A 21228-nucleotide genomic window follows, 5' to 3' on the forward strand; every position below is an offset into this window, starting at 1 on the left:
CCCGCCGGCGGAACCGTGCGGGGCGGGCTCAGATGAGGCCCAGCTCCTGGACCGCGTCGCGCTCCTCGGTCAGCTCCTTGACCGAGGCGTCGATGCGGGCGCGCGAGAAGTCGGAGATCTCCAGGCCCTGGACGATCTCGAACTTGCCGTCCTTGGTGGTGACGGGGAAGGAGGAGATCAGGCCCTCCGGAACGCCGTAGGAGCCGTCGGAGACGACACCCATGGAGGTCCAGTCGCCCTCGGCGGTGCCGTTGACCCAGGTGTGGACGTGGTCGATGGCGGCGTTGGCGGCCGAGGCGGCCGAGGAGGCGCCGCGGGCGTCGATGATGGCGGCACCGCGCTTGGCGACGGTCGGGATGAAGTCGCCCTCCAGCCAGGCCAGGTCGCTGCCGACGGCCTCGAAGGCCGGCTTGCCGGCGATCTCGGCCTGGAAGATGTCCGGGTACTGGGTCGCGGAGTGGTTGCCCCAGATGGTGACGCGCTTGATGTCGGAGACCAGGGCGCCGGTCTTGGAGGACAGCTGGCCGACGGCGCGGTTGTGGTCCAGACGGGTCATCGCGGTGAAGCGCTCGGCCGGGACGTCCGGGGCGTTGCGCTGGGCGATCAGGGCGTTGGTGTTGGCCGGGTTGCCGACGACCAGGACCTTGATGTCGTCCGCGGCGTTGTCGTTGATGGCCTTGCCCTGCGGGCCGAAGATGCCGCCGTTGGCCGACAGCAGGTCGCCGCGCTCCATGCCCGCGGTGCGCGGACGGGCGCCGACCAGCAGCGCGACGTTGGCGCCGTCGAAGGCCACGTTCGGCTGGTCCGTGATCGTGATGTCGCGCAGCAGCGGGAAGGCGCAGTCGACGAGCTCCATGGCGGTGCCCTCGGCGGCCTTGAGGCCCTGCGGGATCTCCAGGAGGCGCAGGTTCACCGGCACGTCGGCACCGAGCAGGTGGCCCGAGGCGATGCGGAAGAGCAGCGCGTAGCCGATCTGGCCGGCTGCTCCGGTGATGGTGACGTTGACGGGGGTGCGGGTCATTTCTACCTTCTCCAGCAAATCGCCAGGCGCCCCAGGCACACCGGCACTGGAGCCAGGATGATCTCTCTCGACGTCGAGAGACCGGCGTCAGGTTATCGCAAAGGGAAGCGTATGCCCGGTGTCCCGGCGTGGCTGATGCGTCACAGAAGCAAGGCGGCCCCCGCCCGGGCCCTGGATTTCCACGGGACCGGGCGGGGGCCGTCGCAGGCCCCGCGGATCAGTGCCTGGGCCGGCCCATCAGCTGGCCGATGTTGTCGAGCAGCGGGATCTGCAGCCACGGGTTCGGCTGCGCCACCAGGGTCAGCAGCACGATCGAGATGCCCAGGAAGCTCAGCACGATCACGTCGGTGAAGCGGCTGCGCACCGCCAGCATCCCGACCTCGGGCAGCACCAGCCGCAGCACCGCGCCGAGCAGCACGCCGCAGCCGAGGATCAGCAGCCCGTACTTGAACCCGTCCTTGAAGTCGGCGAACCAGGTGACCGCGAGGCCGGCGCCGACGACCAGCAGGACCAGCGTGATCGGCCACTGCCGCACCGGCAGCGCGTGCTCGCGTCCGAGGGCCGCGGAGGCGCCCTCGGGCGGCAGGGTGCCGGTCGTCCTGACCGGCCTGCGGCGGGACCGTGCCGGTCGCGGTTCAGTCATGCTCGCCGTCCCTGGGGTGTCAGATGCCGGCGCGGCGCTCGGCCGCCTCGACGATGTTGTTGAGCAGCATCGCGCGGGTCATCGGGCCCACGCCGCCGGGGTTCGGGGAGATCCAGCCGGCCACCTCGGCCACCCCCGGGTGCACGTCGCCGACGATCTTGCCCTCGCTGCGGCTGACGCCCACGTCCAGCACCGCCGCGCCCGGCTTGACGTCCTCCGGCTTGACCAGGTGCGGCACGCCGGCGGCGGCCACGATGATGTCGGCCTTGCGCAGGTGGGCGCCGAGGTCCCGGGTGCCGGTGTGGCACAGGGTGACGGTGGCGTTCTCGCTGCGGCGGGTCAGCAGCAGGCCGATCGAGCGGCCGACGGTGATGCCGCGGCCGACCACGACCACCTCGGCGCCGTTGATCTCGACGTCGTGGCGGCGCAGCAGCTCGACGATGCCGAGCGGGGTGCACGGCAGCGGGCCCTCGATGCCCAGGGCGAGCCGGCCGAGCGAGGTCGGGTGCAGGCCGTCGGCGTCCTTGTCCGGGTCCATCAGCTCCAGGACCGGGTTCTGGTCCAGGCCCTTGGGCAGCGGCAGCTGAACGATGTAGCCGGTGCAGGACGGGTCGGCGTTGAGCTCGCGGACGACGTTCTCGACGTCCTCCTGGGTGGCGGTGGCGGGCAGCTCGCGCTGGATCGAGGCGATGCCGACCTCGGCGCAGTCCTTGTGCTTGCCGTTCACGTACCAGCGGCTGCCCGGGTCGTCGCCGACCAGGACGGTGCCGAGGCCGGGCGTGACGCCCTTCGCCTTGAGGACCGCCACGCGGGCGGCGAGTTCGGACTTGATCGCGGCGGCGGTGGCCTTGCCATCGAGAATCTGGGCAGTCATGACCCCATTCTCCCGGATCGCCGGGGGTCTCCGTACCGAGGGCGTCCGACCGCTGCCGCCGCGCTCGCGGGCGCGCTTGCGGGCCCGGTCCCGGGCGCTGTCCGGGGCGCGGCTCCGGCCCGGTCCCGGGCACGCCTCCGGGGTGGACGAACGGGTGAACGGACGGGTACGAAGGTCCGACGCACGTTGCGGTTGCGCCACAGTCTTGACGCGGCACACGGAACCGGCTGGACAGGGCGCCGCCGTCCGGATGACGATAAGCGCGCATTCCCGCCGCGATACCGGCCCGGTGACGGGCCGACGGACCCCGCGGCGGGGCGTACCCGGGGGAAAGAGCCAGTGAGCCGACCACAGCAGAACGAGCAGTCCGACCGCGGGGGCACCGTTCCGCCCGCGCCGTACCCGTCGGCCGCCTCGCACCCCTGACGCTCACCACGCTGCGAGCCGCGGCGCCCGTCACCGCCGCCGGGCCGTTCCCCGCTCCGCCGACGTCCCCCTCGGCCGGTGACCCGACTCACCGACCGGGACCGTCGGCGTCCCGTCCCCGCGTCCCCGTAACTGCCCGGAGGCATCCATGACGTACCCGCCCGACCCGAACAACCCGTACGGCCAGCCGCCGGCCGCCCCGGGCTACGGCTACCCGCAGCAGGCCCCGCCGCAGGCCGCCCCGGGCTACGGCTACCCGCAGCAGGCCCCGGCCTACGGATATGCGCCGATGGTCCCGCCGTCCATGCCGGGCCTGATGACCACCGCCCGGGTGCTGCTGTTCATCGTCGGCGGCGTCCAGACGCTCGCCGCGATCTCCTACGTGATCATCGGGGCGGCGGCCAAGGACGTCACCAACGCCGCCAGCCGGACCACCAGCGACGACAACCCGTTCACCGCGCTGGGCGACGCCGCCGCCGGTGTCCTGCTCGTCGTCGGTGTGCTGTTCGGGCTGTTCGCCGCGCTCTCCATCACGCTCGGTGTGAAGTTCGGCAAGGGCGGCAACGCCGTCCGAGTCACCACCATCGTGTACGGCTCGCTGGGCGCCCTGGTCGGCCTGCTGATCCTGCTCGGCGCCATCTCCGGCGGCACCGCGGTCGGCCTGGTGATGGCCCTGCTCTGGCTGGCGATCAGCATCATCTGGATCACCGCCATGTGCGTCCAGGACGGCGTCAACTGGTTCAACCGGCCGCGTTACTGACCGGCCCGCACGAACGACGCAGAGCGGCCCGGCTCCCTCCTCGGAGGGGGCCGGGCCGCTCTGTCGTGCCGTCACACCGTCACGCCGTCGGCGGGACCGGTGGAATCGGCGGGATCAGTGGAAGAAGTGCCGCGCGCCGGTGAAGTACATGGTCACGCCGGCCTCGGCGGCCGCCGCGACGACCTCCTCGTCCCGGATCGAGCCGCCGGGCTGGACGATCGCCCTGACACCGGCCGCGATCAGGATCGCCGGGCCGTCCGCGAACGGGAAGAAGGCGTCCGAGGCCGCGTAGGCGCCCTTGGCGCGCTCGCCGGCCCGCTCGACCGCGAGCTTGCAGGAGTCCACCCGGTTGACCTGGCCCATGCCGACGCCGACCGAGGCGCCGTCCTTGGCCAGCAGGATCGCGTTGGACTTGACGGCCCGGCAGGCCCGCCAGGCGAAGGCCAGCTCGGCCAGCTCGTCGGCGGTCAGCGCCTCACCGCTGGCGAGGGTCCAGTTCGCCGGGTCGTCGCCCTCGGCGTGCACCCGGTCGGCGTCCTGGAGCAGCACGCCGCCGGAGATCGGGCGCACCTCCTGGCGGTTGGCCGGGGCCTCGGGGGCGAGCAGCACCCGCAGGTTCTTCTTGCGGGTGAGCACCTCCAGGGCGCCCTCCTCGTAGCCGGGGGCCACCACGACCTCGGTGAAGATCGGGGCGATCTGCTCGGCCAGCGCGACGGTGACCGGGCGGTTGACGGCGATCACGCCGCCGTACGCGGAGACCGGGTCGCACTCGTGCGCCTTGCGGTGCGCCTCGGCGACGTCGGCGCCGGTCCCGATGCCGCACGGGTTGGCGTGCTTGATGATCGCGACGGCCGGCTCGGCGTGGTCGTAGGCGGCGCGGCGGGCGGCGTCGGTGTCGACGTAGTTGTTGTACGACATCTCCTTGCCGTGCAGCTGCTGCGCGCCGGCCAGGCCTCCCGTGCCGTCGCTGTAGAGCGCGGCGCCCTGGTGCGGGTTCTCGCCGTAGCGCAGCACGTTCTGCCGCTCCCAGGTCGAGCCGAGGAACTCGGGGAAGTGCTCGTCGCTGGGGGCGTAGCCGTCCTCGAACCAGGAGGCGACGGCCACGTCGTAGGCGGCGGTGTGGGCGAACGCGGCACCGGCCAGGCGCTTGCGGGTGGCCAGGTCGAAGCCGCCCTCCTGCGCCGCCTTCAGCACGTCGCCGTAGCGGGCCGGGTCGACCACCACGGCCACCGAGGGGTGGTTCTTGGCGGCGGCGCGGACCATGCTCGGGCCGCCGATGTCGATCTGCTCGACGCACTCGTCCGGGGTGGCGCCGGAGGCGACGGTGGCCTTGAACGGGTAGAGGTTCACGACGACCAGGTCGAAGGGCTCGACGCCGAGCTCGGCCAGCTGGGCGCGGTGCGACTCCAGCCGCAGGTCGGCCAGCACGCCGGCGTGCACCCGGGGGTGCAGCGTCTTCACGCGCCCGTCCAGGCACTCCGGGAAGCCGGTCAGCTCGGAGACCTCGGTCACCGGGACACCGGCGGCGGCGATCCGGCCGGCGGTGGAGCCGGTGGAGACGATGGCGACCCCGGCGGCGTGCAGGCCCTGGGCCAGCTCCTCCAGACCGGTCTTGTCGTACACGCTGATCAGCGCGCGACGGATCGGACGGACGTTCTCCGAAACGGGCGTGGTGGAGCTGGCACTCATGCCGGAATCCATACCTTTCGGTCCTCGATGCGGTGACCTTCGCGGGCCAGCCGGCCCACGACGTCGACGAGCAACTGGCGCTCGACAGTCTTGATGCGCTCGTGCAGCGCTTCGCCGCCATCGGCGTGGTCGGCGTCGACGACCTCGACGACGCCCTGCGCGATGATCGGCCCGGTGTCCACGCCGGAGTCGACCAGGTGGACGGTGCAGCCGGTGACCTTCACGCCGTACGCGAGCGCGTCGGTGACGCCGTGGGCGCCGGGGAAGGAGGGCAGCAGCGCGGGGTGGGTGTTGACGGTCCGCCCGGCGAAGGCGGCGATGAACTCGGGGCCGAGGATCTTCATGAAACCGGCCGTGACCACCAGGTCCGGCTGGTACTCGGCGACGGAGGCGGTCAGCGCGCGGTCCCAGGCGGCCCGGTCCGGGTGGTCCTTCACCCGGTGGACGAAGGTCGGCAGGCCCGCCTTCCCGGCGCGCTCCAGGCCCGCGATCCCGTCCCGGTCCGCGCCGACGGCGAGGATCTCGGCGCCGTAGGCCGGGTCGGCGACGGCGTCGATCAGCGCCTGCAGGTTGGTGCCGGAGCCGGAGACCAGCACCACCAGGCGGGCCGGTCCGGGCGTACGGGGCGGGAAGTGCTGGGCGGGGGCGGCGGCCACTGCGCGTCTCTCCGTAGGTCGGGCGCCGTCCGCTGGTACGTCCACCGGTGGTGGGGCCACTACGAACGGCAGGTCGAGCGAGGGGGAACTCCAGGGAAATCCGCCGCGACGCGGGCCCCGGGGAACCTCTGTGGGCTGCTGACCGTCACCACGATAACGGCTGGTCGGAGGGCCTCCGCACCCTCCCGGCGGCGCTACGCGCGTAGTTGAGACGGGGATCTCCTCCGGCCCACCGCACCGGAGTTGCCCCGGGCCGCACCGGCCCCGGCGTCCCCGCCCGCCCCGCGGCACCGGGCCGCCGGTGGCCCGACGGACGACTGCGGGATCATTGGGGGCGCGGGAGACCGCTCCGACGCGAGAACCTCCGAACGAGCCCCGACCGAGAAGGAATGGCTGAACCCATGAGCAGCGGCGACGACACCGGCGAGCGCAACCCCTTCGCGCCGCCGCCGGCGGATGCCCCGGACCAGCCGTGGCAGCCGCGCAGCCCCTGGGCCGGCGGAGGTCACGGCTCCGACGGCCAAGCGGGCCCCACCGGGCAGGGCGGCCCCACCGGGCAGGGCGGCTCCGACGGCAGGGGCGGCGAGCGTCCGCAGCTGCCGCCGCAGTGGGGCCCCGGCGACGGCCGCACCGGCCAGCGACCGCCGTCCCCGCAGCCGCCCCGGCTCGACCTCGCCGATCCGGCCCACCGCAAGGCCCGCAACGCGGCACTGGCCGGGCCGTTCGCCCTGGTCTGCCTGTTCGCGGGGTTCCACTGGATCGCCCTGCTGATCGGGGCGCTCGGCATCGTCTGGGGCGTCGGCGCGCTGCGGACCCGGCGGCCCGCCCCGTCCGCCACCGTCGCCGGGCCGGCCGGGCCGCTCCCCGCGGCCCCCGCCCCGAACCCGCTCACCCCGGCGGCGCTCGCCGGCATCCTGACCGGTGCGATGACCATCGTGGTCGCGACCTCGGTGATCGGCCTCGGGTACCACTACCGCGACTACGTCACCTGCGTCCAGGACTCGCTGACCAGCGTCGGCGCCCAGAACTGCGACCGGTACGCGCCGCAGTGGTACGTGGACTTCACCGGGAACACCGAGTAGCCGGACCTCCGGGTCCGCCCGGTCCCCCGGCCCCGGTCAGTCGTCGAGGCCCGGTCGGTCGTCGAGGCCCGCGCGGTCGTCCGGGTCCCGCCCGTCGGGGCCCGGTCCGCCGGCGGCGGGCCCGGCACCCGGCTCCGAAAGCCGCAGCACGAGGGCGTACGTACGGGCGCGCAGCCCCAGCGCACCCCGGCGGGCCTGGCGCGCAAGCCGGGCGTACACGCCCACGCCGTCCGCCGGGCCCAGCATCCGGTACCGGACCAGCAACGCGCCCGGGACGGCGACCAGCGCGATCCAGCCCGCCGCCGCCGGACCCGTCCACGGCAGCGGCCCCACCCACGCCAGCCGCTCCCCCGCCAGCGCCCCGCCGGAGAGCCGGCCCAGCACCGCCGCCCCGGCCCCGACCCACAGCGCCGCCGCCAGCGCGGCCACCGCCGTCGCGGCCGGCGTCCAGGGCTCGGGCCGCTCCCCGGCCCCCGCCCCGGAGACCGGCAGCCGCCGGCCCGCCGCCGCACGGCCCAGCAGCACCGCCGGCACCACCCCGGCCAGCAGCGGCAGGACCGACGCCGCGAGCCGCCAGCCGCCCGGCCCGTCCGCCGGCAGCAGGGCGAACAGCGGGAACTCGGGCACCGGGCCCAGCACCGCACCGGTCGGCGACACCACCGTCCCGGTGCCGAGCGCGAAGCCCGGCCCCAGCGCGTACGCCGCACCCCACAGCACCGCGTTCGGCAGCAGCGCCAGCGCGAGCAGCACCAGCCCCACCAGTGCGACGGGCCCGCCGCCGAGCAGCGCCATCCCGCGCCCACCGCCCGCCACCGCGTCCAGCACCGCCGAGAACACCACCAGCAGACCGCCCGCCGCGACCAGCCCGGCCCCGGCCGCCAGCGCCGCGGCCCGTACCACCGGCGCACCGTCGACCGGGCGGTACGGCAGCGGGAGGCGGTCCAGCGGGGAGTCGACCGGCACGTCCAGGACGGCCACCGAGCGGGCCCCCGCGGCCGTCGCCAGGCCCGCCACCAGCGCCACCACCAGCACGTCCAGCAGCACCCGGCTGCGGAACGGCCCGGTGGCCGCGCAGTGCAGCGCCACCGCGAAGGCCACCGCGCAGTACCCCGCCCACACCGCCACCGGACCGCCCCAGCGCGGGCGCGGCCCCCGCCGCGCGGCCACCCCGGCGGCCGCGCGGTAGAGCCGGACCACGGCCAGCGCGCCGAGCAGCAGCGGAGTGACCGTCAGCGGGGCGTCCGCCGGCCCGCGCAGCAGCGGCGCTCCGTGCCCCAGCAGCCAGAGCGCCCCCGCCAACCGGGTGACAACGGCCGCGCCGTCGTCCGCGTACGGCGTCGCCACCCAGAGCCCGAGCACCGGCGCCCCGACCACCGCCAGGCCGACCAACGCCGTCCGTACACCCGCCAACAGGTCGGCCAGCGCGGGGCGTCCGCCCAATTCACCGGGCGACTCCAGGATCGGACGGCCCATCAGCTGCGTCATGGGCCACATGGTGCCAAGGCGACTCGCCATGCTCCGTGAAGCGCCAAACCGCCGCCGTGTCCCAGATTATTGGCTTATGCGCATTTTCAGACCTTGCCCCCAAGCCGCCGGCGCCCCGGCCCGGAGCGTCTGATGGCCACGCCACCCACCGCCGACTCCCCCACTCCGGAGCGCCACCGCAGGCCCGCCCGCGCCGAGACCGACCCGGGCCGCCTGCTGCGGAAGCTGACCCCCCGTGAGGCCCAGACCCTGGCCCACCTCGCCGCCGGCCACGACCTCCCCCGCACCGCCGCCACCCTCGGGGTCACCCCCACCACCGCCCGCAGCTACCTCCAGCGCGCGATGCGCAAGCTCGGCACCCGCACCGCGGCGGAGGCACTCGCCCTGCTGGCCGGCAAGCCGCCGCGCCCCCAGGACCCCGGCCCGACCGGACACCCGGCGAACTTCGCCGGCCTCGACCCGGCCGACCCGGCCGACCCGGGCCCGGCCCCGGATGCCGGGCTCCCACCGGCCGAACCGGTCCTCCTACGGCCGGACCCGGGCTCCTCCGCCCCGGCCGCCCCCGGTTCCGTGGCGGGAGCAGACCGCCCGCGGGCCGACGCGGCAACGGACGGGGAGGCGACCGGAAAGCGGAGCCGCACCCGAGCCGGGAGACCCGCCCCGGGACCCTCGGGCGGCACCCGGCGGGCGGCCCCGGCCGGGCAGCCCCGGCAGGCCGCCGACGGTCCGACGGCCGACGGGAGGAGCGCCGCCCCCGGGCGCGCGCAGGAGCCACGCACGCCCGGGGGCCGGCCAGGAGCCGCCGCCCTCCAGGCACCTCCGGCCGCGGCGGCGGACGACGGGCGGCGTCAGCCGACCGACACCGGCCACCCGCCGACGGCCCCCGGGGACCCCGACCGGCCCGGCGGCACGCCCGGCACTCCCGGTGCCTCCGCCGCCGGGCCGGCCGGGCAGGCGAGCGCTCCGACCGCGGACGCGGCCGGTGGAGGCGGGTCGGAGGAGGCCCCCGCCGGCCCGGCCGCCGACCACGGCGACACGCCGCACCACGCCCCGGCCGCACCCGAACCGGACGCCGGACGGCCACCGGCCGCCGAACCCGACCGGGCGCGGACGGCACGGCCGGAGCCGCAGAACCCTGCCGCCGCCAGTCCCGGCCGGGCGGCGCTGGCCGCCGCCGCTCCCTCGGGCGCGGACGACGACCTCGACGCCGAGCCCCCGGCGATGGGCTTCGACGAGCTCTACGAGACCGCGCACACCCGGCTGGTGCAGCAGGTGTTCCTGCTGACCGCCTGCCGGCACCGGGCGGTGCACTGCGTGCGGCGGGCGTTCGGCGAGGCCCGGCGGTGCTGGGGCACGGCCGCCGGTTCGGGGAACCCGGAGGGCTGGGTACGGGCGCGCGCCTGCGAGCTGGCGCTGTCCCCGTGGCACCGGGGCGGCCCCCGGCGGGCGCACGCGTGGGGGCTGCCGCACCGGCGGATCAAGGTGCGGCCGGCCGACGAGACCCAGGCGGTGCTGCCGGACCACGACCGGCTGACCGACCGGGACCGGGCGCTGCTGAAGGCGCTCAAGCGGCTGTCCCGCCCCCAGCGCCGGGCGCTGGTGCTGCACGACGGGCTGGGGCTGCCGGCCGCGGCGGTCGCGGTGGAGGTGGAGTCCTCCCGGGCGGCGGCCGAGGGGCGGGTGTGGGCCGCCCGGGCGGCGCTGGCCGCGTGGGTGCCGGACCTGGTCGGGCCGGACCCGGCGGCACCGGGCTTCGCGGACGGGCTGTGCGGGCTGCTCCACCGGGCGGCGGTGCGCGGCTGTCCGGAGCCGCACCGGACGCCGGTGCCGGTGCTGCGGGCCCGGTACCGGCTCCGGACGGCGAGCCGGACGGGCGCGGCGGCGCTGCTGACGGTCGCGGTGGGCGGGGCGACGTTGGCGACCCTGGCGGGGGTGCGCCCCGCGGAGCTGTTCCGGCCGACCACCCCGCCGGCGCCCACGCTCTGCCTGGCCGCCACCGCGGCGCAGGCGGCGGAGCCCGCCGTGCCGCTGCTGCCCGACGGGGCGCCGAACGGCATCACCAGCATCTGGTGCAGCCCGGCGCCCGGGTTGGAGGCCGTCCTGGTGGATCCGCAGCCCCAGGCGGTCGCGCGCTGGGAGCTGCCGCCGGCGGCCCGGGGCGCCGCTCCGCCGCCGCAGGGACCGGCGGCCTGCCGGCAGTGGTCGCCGCTGCCCTGCACCACGGGGCCGGGGCGGCACTGAGCCGCGAACGGCGAGCGCCCCCGCCCGGGAGGGCGGGGGCGCTCGTCACGCGCGGGGCGGGATCAGGCCTGGGCGGCGATGATCTCGCGGGCCAGGCGGGCGGTCTCGGACGGCGTCTTGCCGACCTTGACACCGGCGGCCTCGAGGGCCTCCTTCTTGGCCTGGGCGGTGCCCGAGGAGCCGGAGACGATGGCGCCGGCGTGGCCCATGGTCTTGCCCTCGGGGGCGGTGAAGCCCGCGACGTAGCCGACGACCGGCTTGGTGACGTGCTCGGCGATGTAGGCCGCGGCACGCTCCTCGGCGTCGCCACCGATCTCACCGATCATGACGATGATCTCGGTCTCCGGGTCCTCCTGGAAGGCCTTGAGGGCGTCGATGTGGGTGGTCCCGATGACCGGGTCACCGCCGATGCCCACGGCCGAGGAGAAGCCGATGTCGCGCAGCTCGTACATGAGCTGGTAGGTCAGGGTGCCCGACTTCGAGACCAGACCGATCTTGCCGGAGCTGGTGATGTCGGCCGGGATGATGCCGGCGTTCGACTGTCCGGGGCTGATCAGGCCGGGGCAGTTCGGGCCGATGATGCGGGTCTTGTTGCCCTTGGCACCGGCGTGCGCCCAGAAGGCGGCGGTGTCGTGCACCGGGACGCCCTCGGTGATGACGACGGCCAGGCCGATCTCGGCGTCGATGGCCTCGACGACGGCGGCCTTGGTGAAGGCCGGCGGCACGAAGAGGACGGAGACGTCGGCCCCGGTCTTCTCCATCGCCTCGGCGACGGAGCCGAAGACCGGGATCTCGGTGCCGTCGACGTCGACCGTGGTGCCGGCCTTGCGCGGGTTCACGCCGCCGACGATCTGGGTGCCGGAGGCGAGCATGCGGCGGGTGTGCTTCATGCCCTCGGCGCCGGTCATGCCCTGGACGATGACCTTGCTGTCCTTGGTAAGGAAGATAGCCATGGTGTTAAGTCCCCTTCCTTACTTGTTGGCCAGCTCGGCGGCGCGGTCAGCGGCGCCGTCCATGGTGTCCACGCGCTGGACCAGCGGGTGGTTGGCGTCGTCGAGGATCTTGCGACCCAGCTCCGCGTTGTTGCCGTCCAGACGGACGACCAGCGGCTTGGTGACGTTCTCGCCCTTGCCCTCCAGGAGCGCGAGGGCCTGCACGATGCCGTTGGCGACCGCGTCGCACGCGGTGATGCCGCCGAAGACGTTGACGAAGACCGACTTGACGTCGGGGTCGCCCAGGATGATCTCCAGGCCGTTCGCCATGACCTCGGCGGAGGCGCCGCCACCGATGTCGAGGAAGTTGGCGGGCTTGACGCCGCCGTGGTTCTCACCGGCGTACGCGACCACGTCGAGGGTGCTCATGACGAGGCCCGCGCCGTTGCCGATGATGCCGACCTGGCCGTCGAGCTTGACGTAGTTCAGGCCCTTGGCCTTGGCGGCGGCCTCCAGCGGGTTGGCCGCGGCCTTGTCCTCCAGGGCCTCGTGCTCGGGCTGGCGGAACTCGGCGTTCTCGTCCAGGGAGACCTTGCCGTCGAGCGCGATGATCTTGCCCTCGCCGGACTTGATCAGCGGGTTGACCTCGACGAGGAGGGCGTCCTCCTTGATGAAGACGGTCCACAGCTTCTGCAGGACCTCGGCGACCTGGTCGGCGACCTCGGCCGGGAACTTCGCCGCGGCGACGATCTCGGCGGCCTTCTCCGGGGTGCAGCCCTCGTTGGCGTCGACCGGGATCTTGGCGAGCGCCTCGGGGTTCTGCTCGGCGACGACCTCGATCTCCACGCCGCCCTCGACGCTGGCCATGGCCAGGAAGGTGCGGTTGGTGCGGTCCAGCAGGAACGAGACGTAGTACTCGTCCTTGATGTCCGCGGTCTGGGCCAGCATCACCTTGTGAACGGTGTGGCCCTTGATGTCCATGCCGAGGATCTGCTCGGCCTTGGCGACGGCGTCCGCCGGGTCGGCGGCGAGCTTGACGCCGCCGGCCTTGCCTCGGCCACCCACCTTCACCTGAGCCTTGACGACGGCGCGGCCGCCGAAGCGCTCCGCGATGGCGGCAGCGTCTGCGGCGGTCTCGATGACATCGCCGTCAAGCACGGGCACACCGTGCTTGGCGAAGAGGTCCCTCGCCTGGTACTCGAACAGGTCCACGTGTTTGTCCTTGTTCGTGGTCGCGGATTGTGTCTCTACGAGCGTGCCACGGCAGGATCTTCGCTGCGGGTCGTCGGGGCGGTGCGGGTACGCAGAGGTACGGCCTTGCGGCCCACACAGCCACGGGCGCTCACGTCAATCAACACGCGCGTCACGTCCGTCTGGCAGGTTATCCCCGCGGGACGGGACTGTTCCGCCCGGGGCCTGCCAGGCATGGGTGAGAACCGTCACAGAATGCCCAGGAGGGACGGGGTGGGCGGCCGGTCCACCGATCGGTCCGATTAGCGCGTTCAGGTGAATCCCTCACCCCCCCTGGGCGGCCCCCCTGATCAGGTTCTGCGGGATCGGGCGCTTCTCGATCGCCGCCGCCATGATCTCCGGGAACGCGTCCGGGGTGCAGGCGAAGGCCGGCGCGCCGAGCGAGGCCAGCGCGGCGGCGTGCGCGTGGTCGTACGCCGGGGCCCCCTCGTCGGAGAGCGCGAGCAGGGCGATGAACTGGACGCCGGCCGCCTTCATCGCGGCGACCCGCTTGAGCATGCCGTCCCGGATACCGCCCTCGTACAGGTCGCTGATCAGCACCACGACGGTCTCGGAGGGCCGGGTGATCTTCGACTGGCAGTAGGCCAGGGCGCGGTTGATGTCGGTGCCGCCGCCGAGCTGGGTGGCGAACAGGACGTCGACCGGGTCGGTGAGCTGTTCGGTGAGGTCGACCACCGAGGTGTCGAAGACGACCAGCCGGGTGTCCAGGGTGCGCATCGAGGCGAGCACCGCGCCGAAGACCGCCGAGTGGACCACCGAGGGCGCCATCGAGCCGGACTGGTCGATGCAGAGGATGACGTCCTTCTTCACGGCGCGCTGGGCGCGGGCGTAGCCGACCAGCCGCTCGGGGACGACGGTGCCGTGCTCGGGCAGGTAGTTCTTCAGGTTGGCCCGGATGGTGCGGTCCCAGTCGATGTCGCGGTGGCGGGGACGGTTGACCCTGGCACTGCGGTCCAGGGCGCCGCCGAGCGTGGCCCGGGTGCGGTCGGCGAGCCGGCGCTCCAGATCGGCGACCACCTTGCCGACCACCGCCCGGGCGGTCTCCCGGGTGGTCTCGGGCAGCGCGTGCTTGAGCGACAGCAGGGTGCCGACCAGGTGCACGTCCGGCTCGACGGCCTCCAGCATCTCCGGCTCCAGCAGCAGCCGGTCCAGGCCGAGCCGGGTGATCGCGTCCTGCTGCATCAGCTGCACCACGGTGGAGGGGAAGTACTCGCGGATGTCACCCAGCCAGCGGGCCACCTGCGGGGCCGAGCCGCCCAGCCCGGCACCGCGGCGGCCGGTGCGCCCGGCCCGGGCGCCCTCCTCGGGGGCGCCGCGGTAGAGCGCGGCGAGGGCGCCGTCCATCGCGGCGTCGCGGCCGCGCAGGGCACAGCCGGTGCCGTCGGCCTCGCCGCCGAGCACCAGCCGCCAGCGGCGCAGCCGTTCGTCGGTCGTGGGCGCTGCCATCTCGTCCTCCTTCAGCGGGTCCTGCGGTGGGGCAGGCGTTCGGTGCGGTGGGTGCCACCGCGGCGGGTGTCAGGTGTCGCGGCCGGCGGCCTGCCGGGGGATCCTCGGGCGGATCCCGAGCAGCAGGGCCACCACCGGGACGGCGGCGTCGGCCCGGGCCCGGTCCAGCTCACCGGCCGCGGCGTCGACGGCCGGCGGCTCACCGAGCGGGCCGGCCGCGACCCGGCCGCCGATGGTGGTGCGCACGCCCGCCTCCAGTCCGGCGAAGGTGCGGCGCAGCAGCGGCAGGACGTCGGTGAAGGCCTCGCCGCTCACCCCGGTCAGCCACTCGTCCAGCAGGGCGAGCAGCCGCGGGTCGTGCAGCAGCAGGGCGCCGCCGCCGGTCAGGAAGCCCTCGACCCAACCGGCCGCGTCGGCCGGGGCGTTGGCGGCGGAGAGCACCAGCCGCAGCCGTCGGCCGGCCTCCGCGGAGTCGAGCCGGCCGTCGTCCAGCAGCAGCCGCACGGCCCGGCCGCGCAGCAGCCCGGGGGCGCCGGTGGCCGGTCTGCCGGCCGGCTCGCGGCGGGCCAGCGAGCGCAGGGCGGCGGCCCAGCGGTCGGCCAGGCCGGCCAGGCCGTCCGGGTCCGGCGAGGTGCCGGCGGCGGTGGTGTCGGCAGTGGTGCTGCCGGCGGCAGTGGCGTCGGCGGGATCGGCGGCCAGCAGGCCGATCGCGCCGTGCACCTCGTCGAGGCGGCCGCGCATCGCCTCCGCGCCCCGCGCGTCCAGGCCGACGCAGCCGGGCGGCAGTCCGACGCAGATCCGCTCGGCCAGGCCCGCGGCCGCCTCGGCGAGCGCGCCGTGGTCGGTGCCGCGCACGTCGCCGTAGCGCAGCGCGCGGACCAGTGCGGGCAGCGCGCCCGCGAGGTGCGCGACGTCGGTGTCCAGTGCCGCGCAGTCGGCGAGCACCCGCATCACGGCGGGCAGTGCGCCGGACAGCCCGGCCAGCAGGCAGGTCTCCACCAGGCCGGTCAGCTCGGCGAGTTCCCCGGCGGCGCGGGCGGTGCCGACGGCCTTGTTGGCCGCGGCCTCCTCGACCGTGGTGCCCCACTGGGCGGCCTCGGCGATCCGGACCGCGAACTCGGGCTGCCAGCACAGCCGCCAGCTCTCCCGGAACGTCCCGGTCGAGTTCACCGAGGAGCGCGCGGGCACGCCCCAGTCCACGCCCAGCAGCCGCAGCCGGTGCAGCAGCCGGGAGCGGGCCGCGTCGGTGTCCTTGCGCAGGTCGAGGTCGACGTCCTTCGGCGCGGCCTCGGGCTTGAGCCGCAGCGAGCGCTGCAACCGGGTCAGGTCGCGCTGGAGCGGCACCGCCGGTGCGGCGTCCGGGACCTCGCCGAGCGCGTCGCCGACCACCAGGCGGTCCCGGACCAGCTCCAGGGCGACGTCCGAGCCCTCGCAGAGCACCGCGCGCACGGCGTCCAGGGTCTCGGTCAGCCCGGCGAGCGGGCGGCCGCGCAGCACGGCCAGGGTCTCGGCCAGCCGGACCGCCTCGATCACGTGCGCGGAGGAGACCGGGTGGTCCTCGGCGCGCAGCAGGTCGGCCGCCCGGGTGAGCCAGCGCGGCACCGGGTCACCGTCGGTGGTGAACAGGTGGTGGTACCAGCCGGGCGACTGCACACCCGCGCCGTAACCGGTGGCCTGGGAGAGCCGGCGGTGCGTCCACGGCACCCAGGTGATGTCCGTCCGCACCTTCTTCGGCAGTGCGGCGAGCAGCGCCCGGTCGTGGGCGACGGTGGGCATCCGCTCCAGCGCGGGGACGTGGAAGGCCCCGCAGACCACGGCGATCCTGCGGTGCCCGGCGCGGCGGGCGGCACGGATCTGCTGGCGCATGTACGCCTCGCGCAGCAGGTCCCGGCGGGACTCGCCGAGGCCCTCCGCGCGCAGCGCGCCCATCGCCTCGGCGACGGCGGCGAACGGCGCCAGCGCGTCGTCGCCGGGCGCGCGGTGCTCGACCACGTCCTCCCACCAGCGCTCCGCGTCGTCGTGCCCGGCCGCCTCGGCGAGCAGCGCCAGCGGGTCGGCGACCGGCCCGGTGTCCTCCTCCTCGGCGGCCGTGCCCTCGACGGCCTTCCCCTCCTCGGCCGTCCCCTCCGCGTCCTCCTCGGGGGCCGGCGCGAAGCCGTGCCCGGCGGGCAGGTCGATGAAGCGGACCGGCAGGTCGTGCTCCACGGCGTGCCGGATCGCCACCCACTCCGGGGAGAACTCGGCGTACGGCCAGAAGGCGGCCTTCGCCGGGTCGTCCACCGCGTGGGCGAGCAGCGCGACCGGCGGGACCAGGTCCTTCTCCGCGGCCAGGTGGACGATGCCGTCGGCCTCCGGCGGGCCCTCGATCAGCACCGCGTCCGGCCGCCACTGCGCCAGCGCGGCGGCAACCGCCCGGGCCGAGCCGGGGCCGTGGTGGCGGATGCCCAGCAGGGCGACCTCGGGCGCCGTCATGCCCCCACCTCACGGGCGGCGCGGTAGAAGTCCTTCCAGCCGTCGCGCTCGCGCACCACCCCTTCGACGTACTCGCGCCAGACCGCCCGGTCCGCCACCGGGTCGCGGACGACGGCGCCGAGGATGCCGGCCGTCACGTCCCCGGCGCGCAGCACGCCGTCGCCGAAGTGGGCGGCCAGCGCGAGTCCGTTGGTCACCACCGAGATCGCCTCGGCGGTGGAGAGGGTGCCGCTCGGGGTCTTGACCTTCGTCCGGCCGTCCACCGTGATCCCGGCCCGCAGCTCCCGGAAGACGGTGACCACGCGCCTGATCTCCTCGGCGCCGCCGGGCAGTTCGGGCAGTTCCAGGGAGCGGCCGAGCTGGTTGACCCGGCGGGTGACGATGTCGACCTCCTCGTCCAGCGAGCCCGGAAGCGGCAGCACCACGGTGTTGAAGCGGCGGCGCAGCGCGCTGGACAGCTCGTTGACGCCGCGGTCGCGGTCGTTGGCGGTGGCGATCACGTTGAAGCCGCGCACCGCCTGCGTCTCGGAGCCCAACTCCGGTATCGGCAGCGTCTTCTCCGACAGGATGGTGATCAGGCTGTCCTGCACGTCGGCCGGGATGCGGGTGAGCTCCTCGACCCGGGCGATCCTGCCCTCGGCCATCGCCCGCATCAGCGGCGAGGGCACCAGGGCGTCCCGGCTGGGCCCGCGGGTGAGCAGCTGGGCGTAGTTCCAGCCGTACCGGACGGCCTCCTCGGGGGTGCCGGCGGTGCCCTGCACCAGCATCGTGGAGTCGCCGCTGATCGCCGCCGCCAGGTGCTCGGACACCCACGTCTTCGCGGTGCCCGGCACGCCGAGCAGCAGCAGCGCGCGGTCCGTCGCCAGGGTCGTCACGGCGACCTCGACGACCCGGCGCGGGCCGATGTACTTGGGGGTGATCCGGGTGCCGTCGGGCAGTTCGCCGCCGAGCAGGTACGTCGCCACGGCCCACGGCGAGAGCTTCCAGCGCTCGGGACGCGGACGGTCGTCCTGTGCGGCCAGCGCGGCCAGTTCGCCGGCGAACGCGTCCTCGGCGTGCTGCCGCAGAACGTCGGTCATGGGGGCTCCTTCGGGTCTGCCGCCGGGCACACGGGTGCCCCGGGCGCAAGGGTGATCGGGGGGGAGCCAGGTCGGCGTCCCGGCCTGTGGAACCAACCCTGCACCGAGCCACTGACAACCCGGCGGGGCCCCGGACGGACCGTCAGCCGATGTCAGTGCCGCCGCCTACGGTCGGTCGCATGGAGGAACGCTGGAGCACCGAACACGTCCTGTCCCTGGCACCTGACGCCGCCTCGCAGAAGGCCGCGGGCAAGCTGTCCGCGCCCGCGCCGTGGTCCGGCACCGGCACCGACGGCACCGCGCTGTGGGGCGAGTGCAAGGGCAGCGGCCGCACGCCGTACCGCACCGCGATCGAACTCGCCACGCCCGCCTACCAGTGCAGCTGCCCCAGCCGGAAGTTCCCGTGCAAGCACGCGCTCGGGCTCCTCCTGCTGTGGAGCGGCACCCCGCAGGCCGTCCCGGCCGGGGAACCCGCCGACTGGGTGGCCGAGTGGCTCACGTCCCGCCAGGAGCGCGCCGAGAAGCGCGTGAAGGAGCAGGTCGTCGATCCGGAGGGCGCCCGGCGCCGGGCCGAGCGGCGCGGCGCCCGGGTCGCGGCCGGCGCGGCCGAACTGCGGCTGCGGCTGGCCGACCGGGTCCGGCACGGCCTCGCCGACCGGTCCACCGCCGGGCCCTGGGAGGAGGTCGCCGCCCGGATGGTCGACGCACAGGCCCCCGGCCTGGCCGCCCGGGTCCGCGAACTGGACGCGCTGCCGCAGGAGCGGCTGCTGGAGGAGTACGCGATGCTGCACCTGCTCGCCACCGCCGCCACCCGGCTGGACGAACTGCCCGCCGAGCTGGCCGCCACCGTCCGCACCCGGGTCGGCTACACCGTGGAGAGCAACGAGGTGCTGGCCGGCCCGACCGTCCGCGACCGCTGGCTGGTGCTCGGCAGCCGCGACACCTCGGACGAGCGGCTCATCACCCGCCGGATCTGGCTGCGCGGCGCCAAGACCGGCCGCCCGGCGCTGCTGCTCTCCTTCGGCCGCACCGGCCAGGCCCCCGCCCTCGCCCTGCCCACCGGCCGCCTGGTGGAGGCCGACCTCGCCTACCACCCGGGCGCCCACCCGCTGCGCGCCACCCTCGGCGAGCGCTACGGCGCCCCCGAGCCGGGCCCCGCCGAACCGCCCGCCGGGCTCACCGTCGCCGAGGCGGTGGCCGGCTACGGCACCGCCGTCGCCGACGACCCGTGGCTGGAGAGCCGGCCGACGGTGCTCGGCGACGTCGTCCCGGTCCGCACCCCGGACGGCTGGTTCCTGACGGACGGCCACCACACCGTGCCGGTCCGCGCCTCGACCGTCCCGGAGACGGCCCTGTGGCGGCTGGCCGCCGTCTCCACCGGCCGCCCGCTGACGGTCTTCGGCGAGTACGGCCACCAGGGCTTCGCCCCGGTCACGGCCTGGGCCGCCGGCCGACCCCCGGTCGGCCTCACCAACGCTTAGACACGCCCCAGACACTCCCCAGGAGAACCCGGCATGACGATCACCCAGGACCCGTGGGAGACCCTGCACACCAGCGCCCTGCTCGGCACCGACCGCCGCCCGCTCCCGGCCACCGCCCTGCCGCTCGCCGACGCCGTGGACCGGGGCGATCCGGCCACCGCCCTGCTGGAGCTGGCCGCGCTGGCCGCCGTCCGCCGCCGGGCCGGAGCGCTGCCCGTACCGGCCGCCGGGCCGCCCGGCCCGCCCGCGGCCGAGGACACCCGCCCGGAGCTGCCCGAGCCGGCCGCCCGCCGGCTGGCCGTCCTGCTCTCGGGGCGGGCCGGCAGCGGCGGCGGCACCCTGGCCAACCTGGCCGAGCTGCTGCCGCAGTGGCTCACCACCGCCCGGGCCCGGGGCCTGCGCCCGCCCGCCGCGCTGATACCCGGCCTGCTCGACGCCGCCCGCGCCCGCAGCGAACTGCGCCCCGACGCCGTGGCCCTGGCCGGTCCGCCGGGCCGCTGGCTGGCCGAGCAGAACCCCGACTGGCGGTTCGTGCTGCGCACCACCGCCCCCGACCTGCCGCAGCAGCCGACGGACGACCGGCTCTGGCACGAGGGCCTGTTCGCCGAGCGGGTCACCCACCTCACGCTGCTGCGCCGCCGCGATCCGGCGGCCGGCCTGGAACTGCTGCGCGGCACCTGGTCCACCGAGCGCGCCGAGGACCGCCTGCTCTTCCTGGACGCCCTCCAGGACGGCCTCTCCCCCGCCGACGAACCGTTCCTGGAGGCCGCCCTCGGCGACCGCAGCAAGAACGTCCGGGCCACCGCCGCCGAACTGCTCTCCACCCTGCCCGGCTCGGCCCTGGCCCGCCGGATGGCCGAGCGGGCGCGGGCCGCCGTCCGGCTCGCCGGCACCGGCACGCATCTGCTGGTCACCCCGCCCGCCGAGTGCGACGCGCAGATGCAGCGCGACGGGATCGCGCCCAAGTCGCCCACCGGGCGCGGCGAACGGGCCTGGTGGTTCGGCGAGGTGGTGGCCGCCGCGCCGCTGTCGCTCTGGCCGGAGAGCACCGGGCTGACGCCCGAGCAGCTGCTCGCCCTGCGGGTCGGCGACAGCATCGACGAGACCAGCAGCAGCTGGGCCGACGACCTGCGGGAGGCCTGGGCGCGGGCCGCCGTCCGCCAGCAGGACGCCGACTGGGCGCGGGCGCTGCTCGGCCCGGCCCCGTCCGGGCGCGGTGCGCGGGCCCGCGCGGCGCGCGCCACCGGCGCCCCGGCCAAGCTGCTGGCTGTCCTCCCGCCGGAGGAGCGGGCCGTCTGGACGGCGGCGTTCATCACGGCGCACGGGCTGGGCGAGGCCTTCCAGCTGCTCGGCGCCTGCGCCACCCCGTGGACGCCGCCGCTGTCCACCGCCGTGGTGACCGCCCTGGCCCGGGCGGCGGCCTCCGGGGCGTACCCGTGGAGCCACAGCGGGGTGCTCGGGATGACGGAGCGCGCGCTCGCCCCGGAGACGGCCGCCGCGGTGGAGGAGCTGGCCGCCGGGGCCGCCCCGGACTCCGCGTGGTCCGAGACCTTCGCCCGGCTGGCCGGCACCCTGCGCTTCCGGGCGGCGATGCTCGCGGAGCTGGCGGGCTGAGCCGGGGCCGACGGGGCCGACGGGCCGGCCCGGGGCTTTCCGGGGCTTTCCGGGCCCCGGAACGGCGGAGCGGGCC

At 75.6% G+C, this 21228-nt stretch carries 16 protein-coding genes; 5 read left to right on the forward strand and 11 right to left on the reverse strand.

Annotated elements, in window-relative coordinates:
• Nucleotides 1-28 precede the first annotated feature (28 nt).
• The 3 genes from ACFVHV_RS31835 to ACFVHV_RS31845 all read right to left on the reverse strand — a co-directional run bounded on the left by ACFVHV_RS31835 (nucleotide 29) and on the right by ACFVHV_RS31845 (nucleotide 2538).
• Nucleotides 29-1021 carry a malate dehydrogenase gene (locus ACFVHV_RS31835; protein WP_359915194.1) on the reverse strand — a complete coding sequence of 331 codons (993 nt, stop codon included), beginning with the start codon at nucleotides 1019-1021 and terminating at the stop codon, nucleotides 29-31.
• 217 nt (nucleotides 1022-1238) lie between these two features.
• Nucleotides 1239-1664, reverse strand: coding sequence for a DUF3017 domain-containing protein (locus ACFVHV_RS31840; protein ID WP_359915192.1), 426 nt, complete (start codon nucleotides 1662-1664; stop codon nucleotides 1239-1241).
• A 19-nt stretch (nucleotides 1665-1683) separates the two neighbouring features.
• Nucleotides 1684-2538: a bifunctional methylenetetrahydrofolate dehydrogenase/methenyltetrahydrofolate cyclohydrolase gene (locus tag ACFVHV_RS31845; protein ID WP_359915190.1), complete on the reverse strand. Its 855-nt coding sequence runs from the start codon at nucleotides 2536-2538 to the stop codon at nucleotides 1684-1686.
• Nucleotides 2539-3112: 574 nt separating this feature from the next.
• On the opposite strand from ACFVHV_RS31845, the gene ACFVHV_RS31850 reads away from it, so the two are divergent.
• The gene (locus ACFVHV_RS31850; RefSeq protein WP_359915188.1) at nucleotides 3113-3724 is read left to right on the forward strand and encodes a hypothetical protein; all 612 of its coding nucleotides are present in this window, start codon (nucleotides 3113-3115) and stop codon (nucleotides 3722-3724) included.
• A gap of 114 nt (nucleotides 3725-3838) precedes the next feature.
• Here ACFVHV_RS31850 and purH read toward each other — a convergent pair whose 3' ends face one another.
• Entirely contained in the window at nucleotides 3839-5413 is a 1575-nt protein-coding gene (gene purH / locus ACFVHV_RS31855; protein ID WP_359915187.1) for a bifunctional phosphoribosylaminoimidazolecarboxamide formyltransferase/IMP cyclohydrolase, read from the reverse strand.
• Entirely contained in the window at nucleotides 5410-6069 is a 660-nt protein-coding gene (purN, locus tag ACFVHV_RS31860) for a phosphoribosylglycinamide formyltransferase (RefSeq protein ID WP_359915185.1), read from the reverse strand. The genes purH and purN overlap by 4 nt, the downstream gene beginning before the upstream one ends.
• 401 nt (nucleotides 6070-6470) lie before the next feature.
• Here purN and ACFVHV_RS31865 point away from each other — a divergent pair, with 401 nt between their 5' ends.
• Nucleotides 6471-7151: a hypothetical protein gene (locus ACFVHV_RS31865; RefSeq protein WP_359915183.1), complete on the forward strand. Its 681-nt coding sequence runs from the start codon at nucleotides 6471-6473 to the stop codon at nucleotides 7149-7151.
• A 36-nt stretch (nucleotides 7152-7187) separates the two neighbouring features.
• Here the strand turns inward: ACFVHV_RS31865 and ACFVHV_RS31870 are convergent, their stop codons facing one another.
• Nucleotides 7188-8636 (reverse strand): DUF6350 family protein, encoded by a 1449-nt coding sequence (locus ACFVHV_RS31870; protein WP_380355684.1) that lies wholly within the window; start codon nucleotides 8634-8636, stop codon nucleotides 7188-7190.
• A gap of 132 nt (nucleotides 8637-8768) precedes the next feature.
• Here ACFVHV_RS31870 and ACFVHV_RS31875 point away from each other — a divergent pair, with 132 nt between their 5' ends.
• A complete protein-coding gene (locus tag ACFVHV_RS31875) occupies nucleotides 8769-10877 on the forward strand; it encodes a LuxR C-terminal-related transcriptional regulator (RefSeq protein ID WP_380355686.1) in 2109 nt (702 codons plus the stop codon).
• Nucleotides 10878-10939: 62 nt separating this feature from the next.
• Here ACFVHV_RS31875 and sucD read toward each other — a convergent pair whose 3' ends face one another.
• From sucD to ACFVHV_RS31900, 5 genes are all read right to left on the reverse strand, one after another.
• Nucleotides 10940-11830 carry a succinate--CoA ligase subunit alpha gene (sucD, locus tag ACFVHV_RS31880; RefSeq protein ID WP_359911288.1) on the reverse strand — a complete coding sequence of 297 codons (891 nt, stop codon included), beginning with the start codon at nucleotides 11828-11830 and terminating at the stop codon, nucleotides 10940-10942.
• Between the two features lie 18 nt (nucleotides 11831-11848).
• Nucleotides 11849-13021, reverse strand: coding sequence for an ADP-forming succinate--CoA ligase subunit beta (sucC, locus tag ACFVHV_RS31885; protein ID WP_359911285.1), 1173 nt, complete (start codon nucleotides 13019-13021; stop codon nucleotides 11849-11851).
• A gap of 303 nt (nucleotides 13022-13324) precedes the next feature.
• Entirely contained in the window at nucleotides 13325-14506 is a 1182-nt protein-coding gene (locus ACFVHV_RS31890) for a VWA domain-containing protein (protein WP_359911282.1), read from the reverse strand.
• Between the two features lie 69 nt (nucleotides 14507-14575).
• Entirely contained in the window at nucleotides 14576-16978 is a 2403-nt protein-coding gene (locus ACFVHV_RS31895) for a DUF5682 family protein (protein ID WP_380355690.1), read from the reverse strand.
• Entirely contained in the window at nucleotides 16975-18057 is a 1083-nt protein-coding gene (locus tag ACFVHV_RS31900; protein ID WP_359911276.1) for an AAA family ATPase, read from the reverse strand. Before ACFVHV_RS31900 ends, ACFVHV_RS31895 begins: the two co-directional genes overlap by 4 nt.
• 179 nt (nucleotides 18058-18236) lie before the next feature.
• Here ACFVHV_RS31900 and ACFVHV_RS31905 point away from each other — a divergent pair, with 179 nt between their 5' ends.
• Together ACFVHV_RS31905 and ACFVHV_RS31910 are read left to right on the forward strand one after the other, a co-directional pair.
• Nucleotides 18237-19538 (forward strand): SWIM zinc finger family protein, encoded by a 1302-nt coding sequence (locus ACFVHV_RS31905; protein WP_359911273.1) that lies wholly within the window; start codon nucleotides 18237-18239, stop codon nucleotides 19536-19538.
• A gap of 33 nt (nucleotides 19539-19571) precedes the next feature.
• Complete coding sequence (locus tag ACFVHV_RS31910) at nucleotides 19572-21152, forward strand: DUF5691 domain-containing protein (RefSeq protein ID WP_359911270.1); 1581 nt, start codon at nucleotides 19572-19574, stop codon at nucleotides 21150-21152.
• Nucleotides 21153-21228: the final 76 nt, after the last annotated feature.

This window comes from Kitasatospora sp. NPDC127116, from assembly GCF_042677365.1.
Taxonomy (GTDB): Bacteria; Actinomycetota; Actinomycetes; order Streptomycetales; family Streptomycetaceae; genus Kitasatospora; species Kitasatospora lactacystinica.

Coding starts and splice junctions, on each gene's coding strand:
- ACFVHV_RS31865 (WP_359915183.1), top strand. CDS start 6,471: ATGAGCAGCGGCGACGACACCGGCGAGCGCAACCCCTTCGCGCCGCCG.
- ACFVHV_RS31870 (WP_380355684.1), bottom strand. CDS start 8,636: ATGACGCAGCTGATGGGCCGTCCGATCCTGGAGTCGCCCGGTGAATTG.
- ACFVHV_RS31875 (WP_380355686.1), top strand. CDS start 8,769: ATGGCCACGCCACCCACCGCCGACTCCCCCACTCCGGAGCGCCACCGC.
- purH (WP_359915187.1), bottom strand. CDS start 5,413: ATGAGTGCCAGCTCCACCACGCCCGTTTCGGAGAACGTCCGTCCGATC.
- ACFVHV_RS31890 (WP_359911282.1), bottom strand. CDS start 14,506: ATGGCAGCGCCCACGACCGACGAACGGCTGCGCCGCTGGCGGCTGGTG.
- ACFVHV_RS31895 (WP_380355690.1), bottom strand. CDS start 16,978: ATGACGGCGCCCGAGGTCGCCCTGCTGGGCATCCGCCACCACGGCCCC.
- ACFVHV_RS31835 (WP_359915194.1), bottom strand. CDS start 1,021: ATGACCCGCACCCCCGTCAACGTCACCATCACCGGAGCAGCCGGCCAG.
- ACFVHV_RS31840 (WP_359915192.1), bottom strand. CDS start 1,664: ATGACTGAACCGCGACCGGCACGGTCCCGCCGCAGGCCGGTCAGGACG.
- ACFVHV_RS31910 (WP_359911270.1), top strand. CDS start 19,572: ATGACGATCACCCAGGACCCGTGGGAGACCCTGCACACCAGCGCCCTG.
- ACFVHV_RS31900 (WP_359911276.1), bottom strand. CDS start 18,057: ATGACCGACGTTCTGCGGCAGCACGCCGAGGACGCGTTCGCCGGCGAA.
- ACFVHV_RS31850 (WP_359915188.1), top strand. CDS start 3,113: ATGACGTACCCGCCCGACCCGAACAACCCGTACGGCCAGCCGCCGGCC.
- ACFVHV_RS31905 (WP_359911273.1), top strand. CDS start 18,237: ATGGAGGAACGCTGGAGCACCGAACACGTCCTGTCCCTGGCACCTGAC.
- ACFVHV_RS31845 (WP_359915190.1), bottom strand. CDS start 2,538: ATGACTGCCCAGATTCTCGATGGCAAGGCCACCGCCGCCGCGATCAAG.
- sucD (WP_359911288.1), bottom strand. CDS start 11,830: ATGGCTATCTTCCTTACCAAGGACAGCAAGGTCATCGTCCAGGGCATG.